This window comes from Paenibacillus sp. SER-28, from assembly GCF_052906305.1.
In genome coordinates, this window is record NZ_JBRECM010000013.1 from 119,863 (window position 1) to 139,235 (window position 19,373).

Below are 19,373 nucleotides of genomic sequence, written 5' to 3' on the forward strand. Positions count from 1 at the left end.
CATTCATTTATGTTCGAATATGCATTGTTTTGTAAATCTTTAGGAATAATGAATAGGAAGGAAATTCCAATAAAAAAGATACACCGTATGCAGCAATGTGAGTACCGCAAATAGGATTTTCCCGGCAGCCCGGGTTCTTCTTTCCCCTGTAATCAGCTTTGCGCCATTCACGATTAATACCCACACGGCAATGAGTGCTGAAATGAGTGGCAGCGTGCAAATTCCCCAGATATACCACGCGGAATAGCCATACACGATCTGATTGTTACCATAGATGACCTGCACCCCGAGAAAAATCGTATTTAGTGACGCAATGAATGCAAGGTTGGACGAAATGTGATTATTCGTTTTACGGATATCTCTGATCACATATCTTACGATCCAAATCAGCAAGGTCGTGATGAAAAATAAGGAGGCGGCAGCGTAGCTGACAAGCAGAGTCCAGGTACGGTGCCAAAGTGTCGTCTGCTTCATGGTCTTACTATCCGGGGCAACCATCATCCACGTACCGTTTTCCTGATACAGCAAAATTTTAAGCTGGCCCCCCTTTTCCACAAACAATCCATCGCCTGCTGCTTGAAAAACTTTGTCTGTTGCTTCATTCTCATTTGGGTATTTTCCTTTAACAATTAACGTATGATCATCTTGAATTCGCACGGTGTATGTAATGTTTCCCAGTATCCGAATCCATTTTCCCCACCCATGAACAGGATTAGAATCCACCTGATATACGCCCTCAATCTCTGGCGAAAGCTTCACTTGGGTGGAAGAACGAGCTAGTGACTGCGAAACGGCCTTCGGCTCTGAGGGCAGCATTCGGGCTATCGCATGGATGACTTTTCCATGAAGCAGGGTGTCCGTGTCAGCTGAATTAATGATCACAAAAATACCGATCTTTTGCGACTGAATCAGTACCATTTCGGAAATAAAATCATCAATTTCCCCGGTAGCCCACAGCATAGGTGTTCCCGTCTCCAATTGACCTCGGAAAAATCCGTAGCCCACGCCATCCAGGCGTGCATCGACTGCAAATTGCTGCGCATGCATCACATTTACCGTATGTGGCTGGAGCACCACTTTACCCTCATACTTGCCCTGATTTAAATGAGTGATCAGGTAATGGGAAAACTCGTTGGGTGTGACGTTCAACGCTCCTGCTCCCGGCAGATTGATATATGACAAAGGCTGTTTCAAATACGCTCCATCCTTCCACTGATACGATTGGGCCAGTGCCGGATGATTTAACGGCAATTCCAGCGTCGCGCTGGGCATATTCATCGGCTGGAATAGATGTGTACGGAGGTAATCGTTCAGTCTCTGACCGCTTACTTGCTCCACGATATTACCGATCAGACCGTAGGCGACATTGCTGTAATCATACTGAATTCCAGGTTTGCGGATGGGAGGCTGATTTTGAAAATACGTGCTGAGATACTGCTCTGTGGGCAAAACGCCTGCCCGAGTCGAGCTGTTAATGTCGTACAGCGCTTCATCCAATCCTGCGGTATGTGTCAAAAGCTGATGCAAATTGAAAGGCTGATTTTGGTATTGCGTAGTTTTATAGCTGTGGAGATAGCTGTTCACGTCTTCATTCAAATCAAGCTTGTTTTGCTCAACCAGCTGCATCGTGGCGCTTGCACTAAATGATTTGGTTAGAGAGCCGACACGAACAATGGTTTTCGCTGGATCGAATGCCACTTTCCGCTCCAGATCTGCATATCCATAGCCTTTACTAAAAAGGATTTGGTTTTCTTGGGTCACAACGACCGCAGCCCCCGGAATATGCAACTTTTCCAATTCTGTATTCATGATATCGTCCACTGTTTTTTCCAATGAATCAGGTGTTATGCTGTCTGTTGCCCATACCGAAGCAATGAGCAGGTTCCAGAGAAACAACGCTGCTAAAAATGCGGATAGGTAGCAAATGCCTTTATTCTTCATATGAAGTACCATCCTTACGTATGAAGTTGATTTAATGATTTGAACCGTGCGGTGATTGCATAGCGAGCAGATATTTATACTCCGTTTGGAAGCCATCAGCATGGCGCTATGGAATCATCGCACTTCCCATCGCGGGAGTGCACATGATAAAGCGAATCCTGATCGAATCGTGTAAGCAGAAGGCTTCTTACTGTCGATCAGGATTCATGTGTTACAGATTAAAAATTAGTGATTCCGTTCGTTACATCACCGACCATAGATTTTCAAGATTTATGTTGTGCCAAATCTTGTGTCATGTCTTTGTCCGTGTTCCGAGTTATCTTTTGTATTGTGGAACGAATACTTTTTACATTTTCCTCGATAAATCCGGGTTCCAGTAGTTCATAATGATTACCAATCAAGCTATGCTCTTCATAGCTACCTTGTGTAGCGTCTTTCCATAAAAGTCGATTATCTCCTGTACCCCTCACCGTTTCCGATCCAACGGCGACAAAACCGTGAATATTCGCCTGAACGCTCTCTGTATTCACAAGCTGGTTGCCATACATCGCGTAAGCGATCATTTTACGTTGGTACGTTTCATTCAACAGCTCACGGTAGGAGTCAGGAACCTGTTCCAGCATGTCATGAATTTCATGCTCTGTTTCTTCAGCTGTGAAGGGCAGGGCTTCCGCCCTTTTGACCGAATCGAGCATAAAAATATCGGATACAGCATGGCCTTGACGTTCCAGTGTGTCAGCAACCTTATGCGCCAGATTACCACCTATGGAATAACCAAGCAGCACATACGGACCTTGCGCTTGCGTGCTGACGATCAAATCAACGTAACGTGCCAGCATGGCCTGCTCATCCGCAGCATCATCCACGAACTCCAATCCATACACGACTGCGTCCTGATCCAGTTGTTTCGCCAGCTCCGCGAACGACAGCCCGTATCCAAGCATAGGAGGAAAGCAGAAGATGGAGATCGGACCGTGTTCATTCAACCGAATGATTGGACTATCGGCCTTGTATTCCAGATCGGCTTTCAATAATGTGAGCGCCTGCTCTTCTATAGTCGGGAAGTCCATTACACTACGGATGGGAAGCTCAATGTCTGTGGCAAGGTGAACTTTGCGTATAAGCTCTAGTACTTTCAAGGAATGTCCACCCAACGTGAAAAAGTCATCATGGATACCCACTTGTGGAATTTCAAGCACTTCCTGCCAAATGGATGCCAGCAACTGCTCCACATCGGTTCGCGGTGCGACATATTCTATACCCGTGTGCAGCCCTTTGTCCGGCACAGGTAAAGCTTTGCGGTCGATTTTGCCGTTTGTCGTCAGCGGAAACCGATCCAGCTGTACAAATGCGGATGGAATCATATAGCTCGGCAGACTGGCCGACATCGCAGCTCGAATCTCACGGATGGTCAGCTGTTCATCAGCAGTAAAGTAAGCACATAATTGCTGCTGACCTGCTCCATCCCGCAAAGCAATAACCACGCTATCCCGCACGGACGGTACACTTGCCAGCCGCGCCTCCACCTCACCCAGCTCAATCCGGTAACCGCGAATTTTAACCTGTTGATCAATCCGTCCAGCGTATTCCAGTATGCCGTCTTCACGCCAGCGAACAAGGTCTCCCGTACAGTACAGGCGATCTCCGTCCCTCCACGGGTTAGCAAGAAATCTCTCAGCCGTCAGCTCAGGACGATTTAGATAACCACGTGCAACTCCGTCTCCGCCGACGACCAGCTCACCCCAAGCTCCGACCGGTTGCAGGTTAAATGACGAATCTACAACATACGCCGTCGAATTGCAGATGGGCCGTCCGATCGGCACAGAATCCAGCTGTTCTTCCGTAATGTGATACGTCGTCGAAAAGGTTGTGTTTTCCGTTGGCCCATAGCCGTTAATGATGTTCATGTCCGGATTATCGCGCAGGACCCGGTTAATATGGGGTGCAGACAAAACATCACCACCAACCAGCAAATACTTCACATCGCCGAAAAGTTTACTATCCTGCTGTGAAAGCTGATTAAATAACGGTGTGGTCAGCCACATCATGGTGACGTGATGATCCCGTATCGTCTCTTTAAGCTTGGCCGCGTCCAATAGATCATCCTTATGCACAAGAACAAGCTGACCACCATTCAGTAGCGCACCCCAAATTTCAAACGTAGATACATCAAATACAAACGCGCAAGTCTGCAGCATTCGAGTCGATTCATCAAATGGCACATAATCCGTATTGCGGACAAGGCGCACGACACTTTGATGCTCAACTACGACACCCTTAGGCTTACCTGTTGAACCTGAGGTATAAATGACATAAGCAGCATGATTACCCGCTCCATCTATACCCAGATTGGAAGCATCTGCACTGTAGGACGTATCCTCATTCAGATTGACAATCTGTCCGTCAAAATAGCAACGACCCAGTAAATCCTGCTGAGCCAGCAGCAGCTTAGCTCCCGAGTCCTCCAGCATATAACGGATACGGTCCTCCGGATATTGAGGGTCTACCGGCACATACGCGCCTCCAGCCTTCAAAATAGCGAGTGTTCCCGTAATCATGTCCAGTGAGCGCTCCGTCAAAATGCCAACAGGTTCATCGGATTTCACCCCTGCATCACGTAGCGTATGCGCTAAACGGTTGGCTGTCTCATTGAGTTCCCGATAGGTCAATGATTGATGACCCAAAGCTACAGCAATATGATCCGGCGTGCGCTCTGCCTGCTCCTCAAACAGTTTTTGGATCGTGTGATTGCTTGGATATGCAGAGACAGTGTCATTAAACTCTCCTGTAATTTGTTGTTTTTCCGCCGCTGTAACCAGTTCCAGCTCTTCTACGCAAACATTCGGGTTAAGCAAAACTTGCTCCAACAGATTCACAAAATGCCCATGCAGACGCTTAATGCCTGTTTGATCATAACTTAACGCATTATACATAAAACGAATCTTGATGCATTCTCCCGGCATAACGACTAAGCTCAGATCATAGTTAGTCTGCTCTGCAGCCACCACGTTGGAAATCGGGAAAGTATCCTGCCCGTCACTTCCCAGTTCTTCGACCTGCTCATCTACCGGATAATTTTCAAACACCATAATATGGTTAATTAAATCCTGTTTCTGGTCGGTCAATGCCTGAATCTCAAACAGTGGATACGTATCATACGCATGAGAAGCCAGCGCCTGCTCCTGTGTTTTCTTCATAACTTCTGCAAAAGATTCCCCTGCCTCACTAAGAATGCGAACTGGAATGGTATTAATGAACAAGCCGATAATATCCTCTACCCCGATAATATCCGATGGACGGCCTGAGACGACACTACCAAATACGACATCACTGTGGTTGTTATATTTTTGCAGCACAATCCCCCAGACGGTTTGTAATAACGTATTCATGGTCACCTGATATCGCTTAGCCGTCTCCTCCACCCGGAGGGTCAACTCACGTTCCAAAACCGTCACCCAATCACTAGCCGTGTTGCCTCCACTCTTGCGACCGGATTTTACAGCTGGTAATGCTGTTTGCTGCTCATATCCGGATAAATAGCTGCTCCAGTAGTCGGTTGCCGCCTTGGCATCCTGTGCTTCCAGCCATTCAATAAAGCGGCTGTACGGCACTGCCGGTGCCAGCTCTGGTACTCTGCCCTCCTGAAGTGCTGCATAGCTTTCAAACACTTCTTTATTTATAAGGGACAGGCACCAGCCGTCCATGACGATATGATGGAAGCTCCATACAAAATGATAGCTGTCTTCTCCGGTACGTAAAATCGCTACACGCAGCAGGACATCCCGACGCAGATCAAAGCCCCGTGCTTTATCTTGTAGCTTGAAATTTTTCAACCTGGTATCTATTTCATCCTCATCCAGATGGTGTAAATCTTCATATTGAAAGCCGCAATCCCGATTTCGATACACCACCTGCAACGGTTCCGTATCTCTGCCAAAATAAAAATGTGTACGCAGCGCCTCATGTCGCCGAACCAGAATATTCAGGCTTTCTGCAAAAGCCCGAATGTCCATCTGACCTCGCATATCATAAGAAACCTGCTCAAAATATGCGTCATTCGCAGCTGCTTGACTATCTAGCTGGCTGTGAAACAGCATCCCTTTCTGCATGGGGGTCAGTGCATATACATTGTCGATCTCACCCGCAGCACCCATTTCAGATAAGAGGCTGTCCAAGCCCTCCACACTCATTCCTTTATAAGAAATATCACTTGGGGTAAGCTCCGGGTGTTCTTTATGGATGCAATGCGCCAAAATTTCACGCAGGCTCGATTCCAGGAATTTCGCCAATCGCTCGATGGTCTCCGGTCTATAGCTGGTACGACTATAGCTAATCGTCAGACCCAGTTGGCCTCCCGAAATAATGCCGCCAAAATCCAGCGTATACGTTCGAGCCATGGTCGGGCTTAGCGGCATCCCACCCTCATATGAGGATGATTGCAAGTCGTTCCCTTTCATATCCTGATCGAACTGTCCCAAATAGTTAAAGCTGATTTCGGGATCTGTCGTAAATATGGCTGGAGATGCCTCCGGTGCCTGTGTCTGACGGTCGGATAAATATTTCAGTACACCGTAGCCAATCCCTTTTTGCGGAATGCCGCGCAGTCCTTCCTTCACACGCTTAATCCGTTGCGAAAGTGCCAGTTCTTCCGGCATATCGAGCAAAACAGGATATTGGCTTGTAAACCACCCTATCGTTCGAGTAATGTCCACCTCTGGTAAAATGGCTTCACGTCCATGTCCCTCTAGATTTATCAGGAACCGATCATTTCCACTCCATGCTTGCAATGCCATTCCTACCGCCGTCAACAACAGGTCATTAATTTCTGTACGGTAGGCACGATTGGCCTGCTTGAGCAGCTGCTCTGTCTCTGCATGTGTCCACAAAGCAGTAACCGACTCACTATCGCCAATCAATGGCTTTTCGTGCTCGTTATGCCCATCATCCTGCGGCAAAGAAGCCAGTTCCGCTTGTGCAAGTTTCCCCCAATACGTTCGCTTATGATCCATAGCTGGACTGTTGGCATAAGCGTGCAGCTGCTCGGCCCATGTTTGGAACGAATCTGTTTTATGAGGCAGCTGAATCACCTGTTCACCCTTGGAGGCTTGATCATAAGCAGTCGCCAAATCCTCGAATAAAATGCGCCAGGATACCCCGTCTACAACCAAATGATGAATCACGACCAGCAGATGATCTCCATCTGGGCAACGGAACAGCCCCAGTCTCATCAGCGGACCTTCGCTTAGGGAAATACCAGATTGAATTTCATTGCATTTCGCTTCAATTATCTTCGCCAAATCTTGCTTGTTTACATCGCTGTCATTATAGTCAAAGCATTCCAGATGGTACGGTTCGCCTTCCTCTACACTGCGGTTCCATGCTGTACATCCGTTCTCCGACAAACTAAAAACCATACGCAATGCATCATGGTGCGAAGTAATCTGATGGAGCGCCCGCCGTAGTGCCTGTTCGTCATAGCCTTCCTGACGATAGAGCATGACAGATTGGTTAAAATAGTGTGGTTCTTCCGTTGGCTGTTCAAAAAACCAGCGCTGAATCGGTGTAAGCTCTACATTTCCTGTAACCTCGCCCTGCTCGGCTATTCGGTTAACAGGCTGAATATATGTGCTTAGTCCCGCAATTGTCGGGTATTTGAACAAATCCTTCATTTCCAGCTTGTATCCAGCCTGAAACAAGCGGGACGATACTTGGATGGCCTTGATGGAGTCACCACCCAAATGGAAAAAGTTATCCTGTATTCCGACTTTCGGGATACCAAGAATGGCTCCCCAAGCCGTAGCCAGTGCCTGTTGGACATCCGTCTCGGGTGCCACATAATCCATACCTGTATCGAGATTGTGCTCAGGTGCGGGCAGTGCCCTACGGTCTACTTTGCCATTCAGCGTCAAAGGCAGTCTGGATAGCTGCACAAAGTAGGACGGCACCATATAGCCAGGCAGATCCTGCGACAAAATGTTACGTAAGTCGCTGGCGCTCAATTCACTGTCTGTTGCAAAATAGGCACACAGCTGTTTTTGTCCGTGATCGTCCTGCCGCACGGTAACAACCGATTCCTTCACACCTGGAATCGTGGACAAACGGGTTTCAATTTCACCCAGTTCGATGCGGTAGCCGCGAATTTTGACCTGTTCATCCATTCTTCCCTTGTACTCCAGTACACCATCAGCACGCCAACGCACTAAGTCTCCTGTACGATAGCAATATTCTCCAGACCGGAATGGACTTTCAATAAATTTTTCCGCCGTAAGCTCGGGCCGATTCAGATATCCTCGCCCAACACCGTCGCCACCGACGATCAGCTCTCCCCAGGCCCCGATAGGTTGCAGCTTCAACGAACGATTGACCACATAAGCGGTCGAGTGATCAATTGGACGTCCAATGGGAATAGCCTGGGTTTGCGGTTCTGTAATGTCATAGATGGTGGAAAAGGTGGTGTTCTCCGTCGGACCATAAATATTGGCCAGGCGAAGCTGCGGGTACTCCTTCAACACACGATTGACGTGTGGCACAGACAACACATCACCACCCACGAGCAACTCCTTCAAGGACGCAAACACTCCGATTTCTTGCTGCGAATACTGATTGAATAAAGCCGTAGTCATGAACATCGTGTTAACACGATACTTGTCAATTGCTTGTTTGAGCTTGGAGGCATCCAGAATAGTGTCATGGCTTACCACATACAGTTGTCCCCCGTTCAGCAGCGTTCCCCAGATTTCAAATGTGGAGGCATCGAACACAACTGCGCCCAATTGCAGCATACGTGTATTTTCATTAAGCATGGCATAGCTTTTGTTTTTCACTAGGCGCACGACATTACGGTGCTCAATCATCACGCCCTTCGGCTTGCCTGTCGTACCAGAGGTGTAGATCACATACGCAAGATCGGAAGAAGATCCCCCTGTTGTAATCGCAATTGTTCCATCCGTCTGAGCGTCACATTCAGATTTGCTATTGCATCGCTGTACATCACTCAAATCGATGACCGGAATGCCGGGTTCAAAAGGCATCTGCTCACGTCGCTGTAACAGTAACAGCCCCGCACTGGAATCCTCCAGTAAATAACGGATACGCTCTTCAGGATAATCAGGATCAATGGGAACGTAAGCCCCTCCGACCTTCAAAATCGCCAGCATACCGACGACCATTTCAATGGAGCGTCCAGCCATAATCCCTACTCGCTGTGTCTCTGGCTCGGACCCGCGCTGTATCCCATGGGAAGCGAGTATGCGTGCCAGACGGTCGGCACGTTCATTCAGCTCGCGGTAGGTAAGCTGCATGTCCGCAAAGGTGATGGCCAGCCGATCTGGTGATTGCGCTACCTGTTCCTCGAACAGCACATGCAGTGCTTGATCTCGTGGATACGGATAGTCTGCTACCGTATCATTGAATCTCTGCACAAGCAGCTCTTTTTCTTGGGCCGAAACCATTTCTATAGCCGAAAGAGCGATATCCGGCTGTTTTATAACCGCATTGATAAGCTGCTGCAAATGTTCAGTCAGTCGTTCAATGGTTTCCCGTTTGTACAGCCGAGTTCCGTATTGAAGAGCACAGGAAATTTGTTCTCCATCCTCCACTGCGAACAGACTCAAATCAAATTTGGCCGTCGTTTGCTCACTTGGATAAGATGCCAATTGCAGCCCCGCCAGCTGCTGCTCTTTTTGCTCTATGTTTTGTAGTGCAAACATGGTATCAAATAACGGATTACGGCTTAAATCTCGATCTACGCCCAGCTTCTCCACCAGCTCTTCAAACGGATAATCCTGATGTTCAAAAGCCTTTAACGCGTTTTCCTTGACCTCCAACACATAATCGCGGAACGTTTTCCCGCCTTCTGGATAATTACGGATTGCCAGTGTATTCACGAACATCCCGATCAGACTGCCAAGATCCGCATGGGGCCGCCCTGCAATTGGCGAACCGACAATAATATCCTCTTGCCCGCTATAGTGGCTAAGCAAAGCCGAATAGGCAGCCAACAGCACCATATATAATGTCGATTCCGTCTGCACCGCAATGCTTTTTAAGCCTTCGCTTTGTCGTTGGTCAAGCGTAAATTCCAGCACATCTCCTTCAAAGCTTCTCACCGCTGGGCGTGGATAATCAGTCGGTAGATCAAGCACAGGTAGCTCTCCTGCGAAGGTATTGAGCCAGTAGTTTTCCTGTTCCCGGTAGCGTTCACTTTGCTGCTGCTTCTGTTGCCAAGCGGCGTAGTCTTTATACTGAATGCGTAGCGATGGCAGTGTGTCGCCTGCATATAAATGAATAAAGTCCTGAATTAGTACATTTATAGAGGTGCCGTCCGAAATGATATGATGCATGTCCATGAGCAAAATATGATGCTCTGGGTCTGTTTCAATCAAACCAACTCGGAATAACGGGGCCTGCCCCAGATCGAATGGTTGGACAAAGTTACGTACCAGCTCATCCGTTTCCTTTGGGGCAGCTCCGTGAGCATAGGTCAATTCCATGCAAAAAGGAACCTCGTCATGTACTCGCTGGACAGGTTCACCGTTCATGGTCTCAAAACTTGTGCGCAATGTTTCATGGCGGTCAATAAGCTGACGGAACGCGTTATCCAGTGCCTTGTGATCAAGTGAACCGGTCAGAGTCAGGGCACCAGGTATGTTATAGCTAATTCCCGCTCCATCAAGCTGATTGAGGATATACATCCGTTTTTGAGCCGATGAGACCGCATAAAATGGCTTATTCTCCGTAACAGGGATGGATTCATAGGTGGTTTGCTCCAGTGCTTCAATAACCTGCGCCAGCTGTTCAATTGTCGGATGCTGGAACAGATCCTTTAGCTGCACATTTTTATGCAATTCCTTATAGATGAGTGATATGACATGTGTCGCCCGCAGGGAATGTCCTCCTGCCTCAAAAAAGTTATCCTTAATCCCAATGCGCTCAAGCTCCAGCACATCTTTCCAGATGCTAGCCAGTTGTGCTTGTAATTGATTTTGAGGAGGTACATATTCTGCGCCTGAGCTTACACCTCCCTCTGGTTGTGGCAACGATCGGCGATCCACCTTGCCATTGGGCGTCAGTGGCAATTGCTCCAGCTGCACAAAATACGACGGTACCATGTAGCCCGGTAGCTCCTGGCTCAAAGCACTACGCAGCTCACTTGTCGCTACTTCCGCATGGGTGACCACATATGCGCAGAGCAGCTTTTGCCCCTGCTCATCTTCATGTGCAATTACAACAGCTTCTCGGACTGCCTCCAGCTTCAACAGCTGTGCTTCCACCTCGCCCAGCTCAATCCGGTAGCCTCGAATTTTCACCTGCGCGTCGATTCGTCCCTTATATTCCAGCGTCCCGTCCGCATTCCAACGCACCAGGTCCCCTGTTCGATAGCAGCGTTCGCCGCCACGGAACGGACTGTCAATGAACTTTTCGGTCGTCAGTTCTGGGCGGTTGCGGTATCCGCGAGCCACCCCGTCACCGCCGACGATCAGTTCTCCCCACGCTCCAACAGGCTGGAGCTGCATCGAACCGTCCACGACATATGCCGTCGAGTTATGGATCGGGCTACCAATGGGCACAGATGCCGATTGAACGCCGATAATGGCATGTGTGGTGGAAAAGGTCGTGTTTTCCGTCGGACCGTAGCCGTTAATGATATGTAGATTCGGATGGGCCTCCAATACCCGGTTAATATGCGGTACGGACAGCACATCACCACCAACCAATAGCTCCCGCATCCCCTCAAATAGTTCCAAGTCCTGCTGGGATAGCTGATTAAAGAGTGGTGCGGTCAGCCACATCGTGGTAATGCCGTGATTGCGGACAACTTCCTTGAGCTTGGGCGCGTCCAAAATAACATCCTGACTCACCAGCACCAGCTGTCCACCGTTCAATAACGCACCCCAAATTTCGAAGGTGGACGCGTCAAAGACAACAGACCCGGTCTGCAAAATGCGCGTGTCGGCATTCAAGCGTGCATAATTTGTGTTTGTCACCAAACGCACGACATTTCGGTGCTCCACCATAACCCCTTTGGGCTGGCCTGTAGTCCCTGAGGTGTACATAATATAGGCCAAGCGACCAGCTGCGCTCGCTTTCGGTTGTTCTTCAGTTGCATAAGCGTGCTGTATTTGTTTTGCTTGTTCTGATTGCGTAGCTTTGGGTTGCATGTTTTCTGGTTGTATGGTTGTCGTAGAAGCAAGTTCGGGACTGGCGGAAATGGAGTAGAACGGATCTAGGCAGTCCACGTATCCCGGATCAGTATTCGTTCCGTGATCATTCGGCAAAATGGGATCATAACGATCAGCATCATCCGTTCCATAAATTGTAGCATCGCTAAGGTCAAGCACCCTTCCCTTAAAATCAGTGGGCCGATGTTCCATTCGCTGCACGAGCAGTATGTCCGCACCGGAATCCTTCAGCAAATAGCGTACACGCTCATCCGGGTAATCAGAATCAATGGGTACATATGCTCCACCTGCTTTGAGAATTCCGAGCATACCGACAATCATCTCAATCGAGCGTTCAGCTACAATGCCGACCGTCTGCTCGGTGCGGATTCCCTGCTTACGTAAAGAATGAGCCAGTCGGTTGGCCTTTTCATTCAATTCTGCATAGGTTAGGCTATCTTGCCCACACACTACCGCCACCTGCTGTGGTGCCTGCTTCGCCTGTTTCTCGAACAATTCATGAATAGACGCATGACGTGGATAATCCACATTTGTATCGTTGAAGGTATGGACCAGCTGCTCTACTTCTTGCTCTGACAGCACTTGTGTTGTGGAAATCGCCAACTCTGGCTGCTGCAAAACAATAGTGTACAGCCGCAGAAGCTGCTCAACAAAGTGCTCAATCGTCGTCTCGCTATAACGGTCGCTATTATACTTTACGTTCAGGGAGACCGCTTCATTTTCCCATTGAAACTGGAAATCTAGTTCAGATTGTACGTGATTCAAAAAATCAGAAATATGAATGTTTTGCAAGGATACTGTGGTGTGAATAAGAGGCTTTCCATCCTCATTACGTTGAATGTCAAGTAATTCAGAATAGTTCCAAAAAGGAATGTTTTGATGTTCAATAGCTTCGCCGACAGAGGTTTTGATTTGAGACAGCAAGGCTTTGAAGGTTGTGCTGGAATCCAGCGTATTTTTCAATAAAAGCAGATGGTTGATCGGCTTTGTAGCACCGTTGCTAGACTTGGCTACCGGAATGCCCAGCAGCACACGTTCCTCACATGTGTATTTATGCAATAAGCTCTCTACTCCAGCAAGCAGGACCATAAACACGGCCCATGGAGCGCCACCTGTTATAGATGATATTCTTTGGGAAATTTCAGTTGGAAATGTGAGCGTGTACGTATGGGAATTTAAACTCGTTACAGTTGTATTTCTGGACACATGGTTGGTGTATGGTAGGCAGATGATATGATCCTCAGATTCCAGTTTATGACTCCAGTAATTTTTTTCCTTCTCAAATAAGGCTTTCAATGACATCCCTCCTGCTTCTCGGGGCCTGTTCCCCCGGTTGGATGGTGCGTTGTTACGTACATGAGCGTTGTGTCAGAAAAAGAATACTTTGCAGGCAAGGGCAGTCGGACAAGCCGCCGCCCTCTGCACACGCAAAGTGAATTCATTGCATTTAGAAAACAAAGTCGATGGAATCCGGCGAGAAGCCTTCCGGTTGCTCGTCCGAGTTCACCTGAATATCGCTTAACAGCAAATCTGGATTGATCCCAACCTGGGACAGGATCGCTATCAAATCTCTGGTTAATCTCTCAATAGCGTCGGCTCCAAACAGCTTCGTGCAATATTCAAAGGAACCCTTTATTTCCCCGTCTTCATCACTCATAGACAAGGTCAAATCGAATTTGGAGATACGATGCTCCTGAACATACGGGCTGAAGGACAGCGTTTCAAGCTGCGCTTCCGGCGACTCTGTATTTTGCAGTATAAACATAGTGTCAAATAATGGGTTACGGCTTGCATCCCGTGCTACATCCAGCTTTTCCACCAACTCTTCCAGTGGATAATCCTGATGCTCGAAGGCTTGCAGCGTACGATCTCTGGCTTCTAGCAAGTAGTTGTGGAACGTTTGGTTGCCCCTCGGCTGATGCCGGATGGCTAGCGTATTGACGAACATTCCGATCAGTGGCTCCAGCTCAGGCAACAAGCGTCCTGCTACTGGCGTACCGATGATCAAATCGTCCTGACCGCTGTATTTGGACAGCAGAACGGTGTAGGCGCTCAACAGCACCATGTACAGCGTGCTTCCGGTCTGTGCCGCAATTCGGTGCAGTTGCTCGGATACATTCGCGTCCACTGTAAATTCATACATCGCACCCTCGAAGCTGCGAACAGCAGGTCTAGGATAAGCAATTGGCAAATCCAGTACCGGTAATTCTCCGGCTAAATGCTCCAGCCAGAAGTGTTCCCGGCGTTGGTATGATTCACGCTGCATCTCCTGCTGCTGCCACACGGCGTAGTCTTTGTACTGAATTTGCAACGGCTCCAATTCCTGTCCCTCGTACAGTTGTACCAGCTCCTGCACGATATTGTTAGACGATACACCGTCTGAAATAATATGGTGCATGTCGTACATCAGGAGATGGCGCTCTGGTCCAGTTTGAATAAGACGGACACGCAGCAGTGGTGCCTGGCGAAGATCAAAGCTGCGTACAAAGGACTCGATATAGGCTTCGGCTTCGGACTCCCTAGCCTGCAGGTGTTCTACTGCAAACTCCACTTGATCGTAAACCCGCTGAACGACCTCGCCTTCCACCATTTCAAAGGAAGTCCGCAGCGTTTCATGGCGGGCTATTAACTGACGGAACGCATCTTCCAGCCGATCGGCCTGAAGCGGCCCCTCCACGGTTAATACACCCGGCATATTGTAGCTGAGATCCCCACCTTCCAGATGGCTCAAAATGTACAGTCGTTTTTGAACCGAGGAAACCGGGTAGTACGCCTGTTGCGCCGCCGCAGGGATCACCGTATAGGTGTCTGTACCGTGCGTAGCTATGAGCTGAGCTTGCTGCTCAATCGTGAAGTGTTGGAACACCTCACGCAGCGTAATCCGGCTGTCCAGTTCCTGATGGATTTTGGCCACCAGCGTCGTTGCCCGCAGGGAGTGCCCACCCACGTCAAAGAATGAGTCGGTGACTCCTACGCTGGACAGTTTCAAGACATCCTGCCAGATTTGGGCTAGTTTGGCTTCCAGCGGCGTCCGCGGTGCAACGTACTCCAGGCCTCCTTCGAGACGTGCTTCCGGTGCCGGCAACGCCTTGCGGTCGATTTTCCCGTTCGGTGTCAGCGGGAAACGATCCAGTTGTACCACATACGTCGGGATCATGTAATCCGGCAGCTTCGGCTGCAGCGCATTGCGCAGCTCCGGCAAACTCAGGGACTCTGAAGCTATGATGTAGGCACACAGGTCCTTGTGTCCGTCTTCGTTTTCCCATGCTGTGACCACGGCTTTCTGAATGCCATCCACGGTCAGCAGCTGTGCTTCCACCTCGCCCAGCTCGATCCGGTAACCCCGGATTTTCACCTGGTGGTCGATCCTGCCCAAATACTCAATGCTGCCGTCTGGCAACCACCGGGCCAGATCGCCCGTCCGGTACATCCGGTTTGCGTGAGTGCTGTCCGCTTGATCGGTTGCTGCCGCATCTGCGAACGGATTTGGGACGAACTTCTCTGCCGTCAGCTCCGGCAGGTTCAGGTATCCTCGTCCGACACCTGCACCTCCGATATAAAGCTCACCTGCGATCCCGATCGGCACCAGCTGTTGCTGGCTGTTCAAGATGTACACGGACTGGTTCGCTATCGGCGTTCCGATGGATACCGTATGCTCCCCTTTTTCCAGCAGTGCGTTCAGGGACTCTACATCTTCAATCGTATAAGCAGTCGCATCTACCGTGGTTTCGGTCGGACCGTACACGTTCGTAATCACCGGACGATACCCGGACCACTTGTGCAGGAACACATTTACCAGCTGCACGGATAATGCTTCGCCACCGATCAGGTAATGCTTCACTTCCGGCGCTTCCGTCACATTGACGCTTTCGTTCAAAATATGCAGATGCGCAGGTGTGCCGTCCGACAGATCAATCCGGTGCGTGCGGTAGTAGGCGATCAAATGCTCTCCACTCAGACTGACGTCACGGGACACCATGTGCAGGGTGTGGCCTAACAGCAAGCTGGCAAAGATTTGCTTCACTGAAGCGTCAAATACAAATGCCGACAGCCATGCGACATGAAGCGGCTGTTCATAACGGCTGTATACTCGCTCCAATAAAGCATCTACCAGATTGCTAACACTGCCCTGCTCGATCATGACCCCTTTCGGCTGGCCGGTGGTACCTGACGTGTAAATCATATAGGCCAGGTTATGCGGGCGGGCGACAGGGATTAAATTGCTCGCATCCTGTGCTCCCAGTTGAGCTTGAACGTCCTCGTCATCCAAGACTACAGCTCGAACTGTGGATGGCAAGCTGAGCGACAGGTTGGCAACTCTACTTGTAATCACGACCTTGGCCCCACTGTCTTGGAGCATGTAGTCGATGCGCTCCTGTGGATACATCGTATCCATCGGCACATACGCGCCTCCGGCCTTAAGTACCCCCAGAATGCTCACCAGAATATCCGCAGAACGTTCCAGCAATACGCCAACCGGTTGATCTGCTTCGACCCCTTCCACTCGTAACACACGAGCCAATTGGTTCGCACGCTCATTCAGCTCAGTGTAGGTCAGCGCGGTGGACCCAGACACAACTGCTATCCGCTCAGGGTTGCGCTTCGCTTGCTCTTCAAAGCGTTCGCTGAGCGAACGGCCTTGCACCTGTCTGTGTTCAGCACAATGCACACTATGTGCGTTCGGGTCATTAAATACCTCCAGAATCTGCACGGTTTCTTCCGCCGTAATCAACTCCAGCTCACCCAGCTTCGCATCCGGGTTCGCCGCCACCGCTTCGGCCAAGCGAACAAAGTGACGCGTCATCCGTTCTACCGTTTCGCGCTCGTACAACGCAGTTGCATACTGCAATCCGAACTGGATACCTGCCTCTTCCTCACTGGCTTCCAGCGTCAAATCAAACTTCGCTGGCGTTTGTTCCAAACCGTATGGACGGAAGCTCAGATCTGCCAGTTGCAGTTCGCCTTCCTCGGTGGTTTGTAGGGTAAACATCGTATCGAACAGCGGATGGCGGCTCATATCCCGCTTCACATTTAGCTTTTCCACCAGTTCCTCAAATGGATAGTCCTGATGTTCGTAAGCTTGCAGAGCACAAACTTTCACTTCTTCCACGTAGCTGCGGAAGGTATGTTCCGCTGTCGGATAGTTTCGCAATGCCAACGTACCGACGAACATCCCGAGGATCGGTTCTAAATCTGCATGCGGTCGTCCTGCAATCGGTGTGCCGACTACAATATCTTCTTGCCCGCTGTATTGGTGTAAGAGCGCGGTGTACGCTGCCAGCAGCACCATATACAGCGTCGAGCCTGTGTGCGCCGCCAGTTCCTTCAGGCGTTCGCTAGCTTCGCGCTCCAGCCCGAACACCACCGTATCGCCTGCCGTACTTCGTACCGACGGACGGGCAAAGTCCGTCGGTAGATCCAGCACAGGCAGTTCACCCTGGAAGGTGTCGAGCCAGTACGCTTCCTGACGTTGCATCCACTCTTGATGGGCTTTGCTTTGCTGCCATACCGCATAATCCTTGTACTGTATTCGCAATGGCGAAAGCTCTTCACCGTCGTATAAGCGGACAAATTCATCGGTCAGTACTCCCATGGACACACCATCCGAGACGATATGGTGCATATCGAGCATGAGCAAATGCTGCGGTTCCTGCTCGGTTCCTTGTACACCCAAATCTACCAAGCCTACCCGCAGCAGCGGAGCGGCTTGCAGATCGAACGGACGTACAAACTGCTGCACCCGTTCTTGTGCTTCCTGGCTGACCATCGTATCCGCAGTCGCACCCTCTACCTGTACCTTCGTATACTCCACCTCGAACGGCACGGTGTCCTCAATCCATTGCACCGGCTCACTGTCCACCAGCTCAAAGCAGGTACGCAACGTTGCATGGCGGGCGATCAGTTGACGGAACACGTCCTCCACTCGCTTCACGTCCAACGGACCACTCACTTGCAGCACTGACGGCATGTTGTAGTTCACATCATTCGGGTCGAACTGATGCAGCACAAACAGTCGTTTTTGCGCCGAGGAAAGCGGGTAGAAGCTGCGTTCTTCCGTCACCGGAATGGACGCATACGCCACTTGATCCAAACCTTCCATGACCGCTGCCAGTTGTTCAATCGTTGGCGCTTCAAAAATACTGCGTAGTGGAAGCGGCTTGTTCAGCTCCTTGTGAATCTTCGAGGCCAGCGTCGTCGCCCGCAGCGAGTGTCCGCCAATCTCGAAGAAGTTTTCCTTCACACCGACCTGCGCCAGACCCAGCACATCCTGCCAAATTTGCGCCAGCTTCACTTCCACCCATGTCCGCGGTGCTACATAATCGGCTCCGCTTTGCAGGTTGCCTTCCGGTGTTGGCAGTGCCTTGCGGTCGATTTTACCGTTCGGTGTCAGCGGCATCTGCTCCAGCTGTACCAAATACGAAGGCACCATGTAGTTTGGAAGCTCCTCGCCCAGTAAGCTGCGCAGCTCACCAGCGCTTACTTCCCGTTCAGCAACATAGTACGCCACCAGTTGGTTTTGCCCCTGTTCGTCCGCTTGTGCCAGTACGATGACCTCTTGTACGTCCTCCACCTTCAAAATTTGTGCCTCGACCTCGCCCAGCTCGATCCGATAGCCCCGGATTTTCACCTGATGGTCGATCCGGCCCAAATATTCGATGTTGCCGTCTGGCATCCATCTCGCCAAGTCACCCGTACGGTACATTCGTTCGTAGCCGGCTTCACCAGCCGCAAACGGATTTGGTATAAATTTCTCAGCCGTCAGCTCTGGGCGATCCAGATAACCACGGGCTAGACCCGGACCGGACACGCACAGTTCACCCGCGACACCTACCGGAGCCAAATGTCCATGCACATCCACCATGTACACCCGATGATTCGGCATAGGGCGTCCGATGGAAATGAGTTGTCCTGCCCTTTCATCCTCGGATACCGGCCAGATGGACGTCGCCACCGAGTTTTCGGTTGGACCGTAGCCGTTGTAGTACGCCACCTGATCCTTCCACTTGTATACCAATTCTGTTGAGGATGCTGAACCCGCAGTGAACAGAATACGCAGGTTTGGCATCCGTCCCGGCTCCAGATACACCGCATAGGTCGGTGGCAACGTCGCCACCGTAATCTGATGTTCTGTCATATAATGTTCGAATCTCTCATAGTCCAAAATCGTCTCTGACGTTGGCACATACAACGTGGCTCCGCAGAACAGCGCCTGGAAGATTTCCCAGCAAGCCGCATCAAACGAATAGCTGG

General features: G+C 50.0%; 3 protein-coding genes. All 3 read right to left on the minus strand.

Annotated elements, in window-relative coordinates:
- Nucleotides 1-39: 39 nt before the first annotated feature.
- Entirely contained in the window at nucleotides 40-1,941 is a 1,902-nt protein-coding gene (locus ACUYLD_RS22960; protein WP_446676071.1) for a serine hydrolase domain-containing protein, read from the minus strand.
- A 263-nt stretch (nucleotides 1,942-2,204) separates the two neighbouring features.
- On the minus strand, nucleotides 2,205-13,418 hold the full coding sequence (locus ACUYLD_RS22965; RefSeq protein WP_446676072.1) for an amino acid adenylation domain-containing protein: 11,214 nt from the start codon (nucleotides 13,416-13,418) through the stop codon (nucleotides 2,205-2,207).
- Between the two features lie 151 nt (nucleotides 13,419-13,569).
- On the minus strand, nucleotides 13,570-19,373 hold a 5,804-nt coding region (locus ACUYLD_RS22970; RefSeq protein WP_446676073.1), incomplete at its 5' end, for an amino acid adenylation domain-containing protein.

Excerpts from the sequence above, each read along its gene's own strand:
- ACUYLD_RS22960 (WP_446676071.1), bottom strand. The coding sequence starts at position 1,941 with ATGAAGAATAAAGGCATTTGCTACCTATCCGCATTTTTAGCAGCGTTG.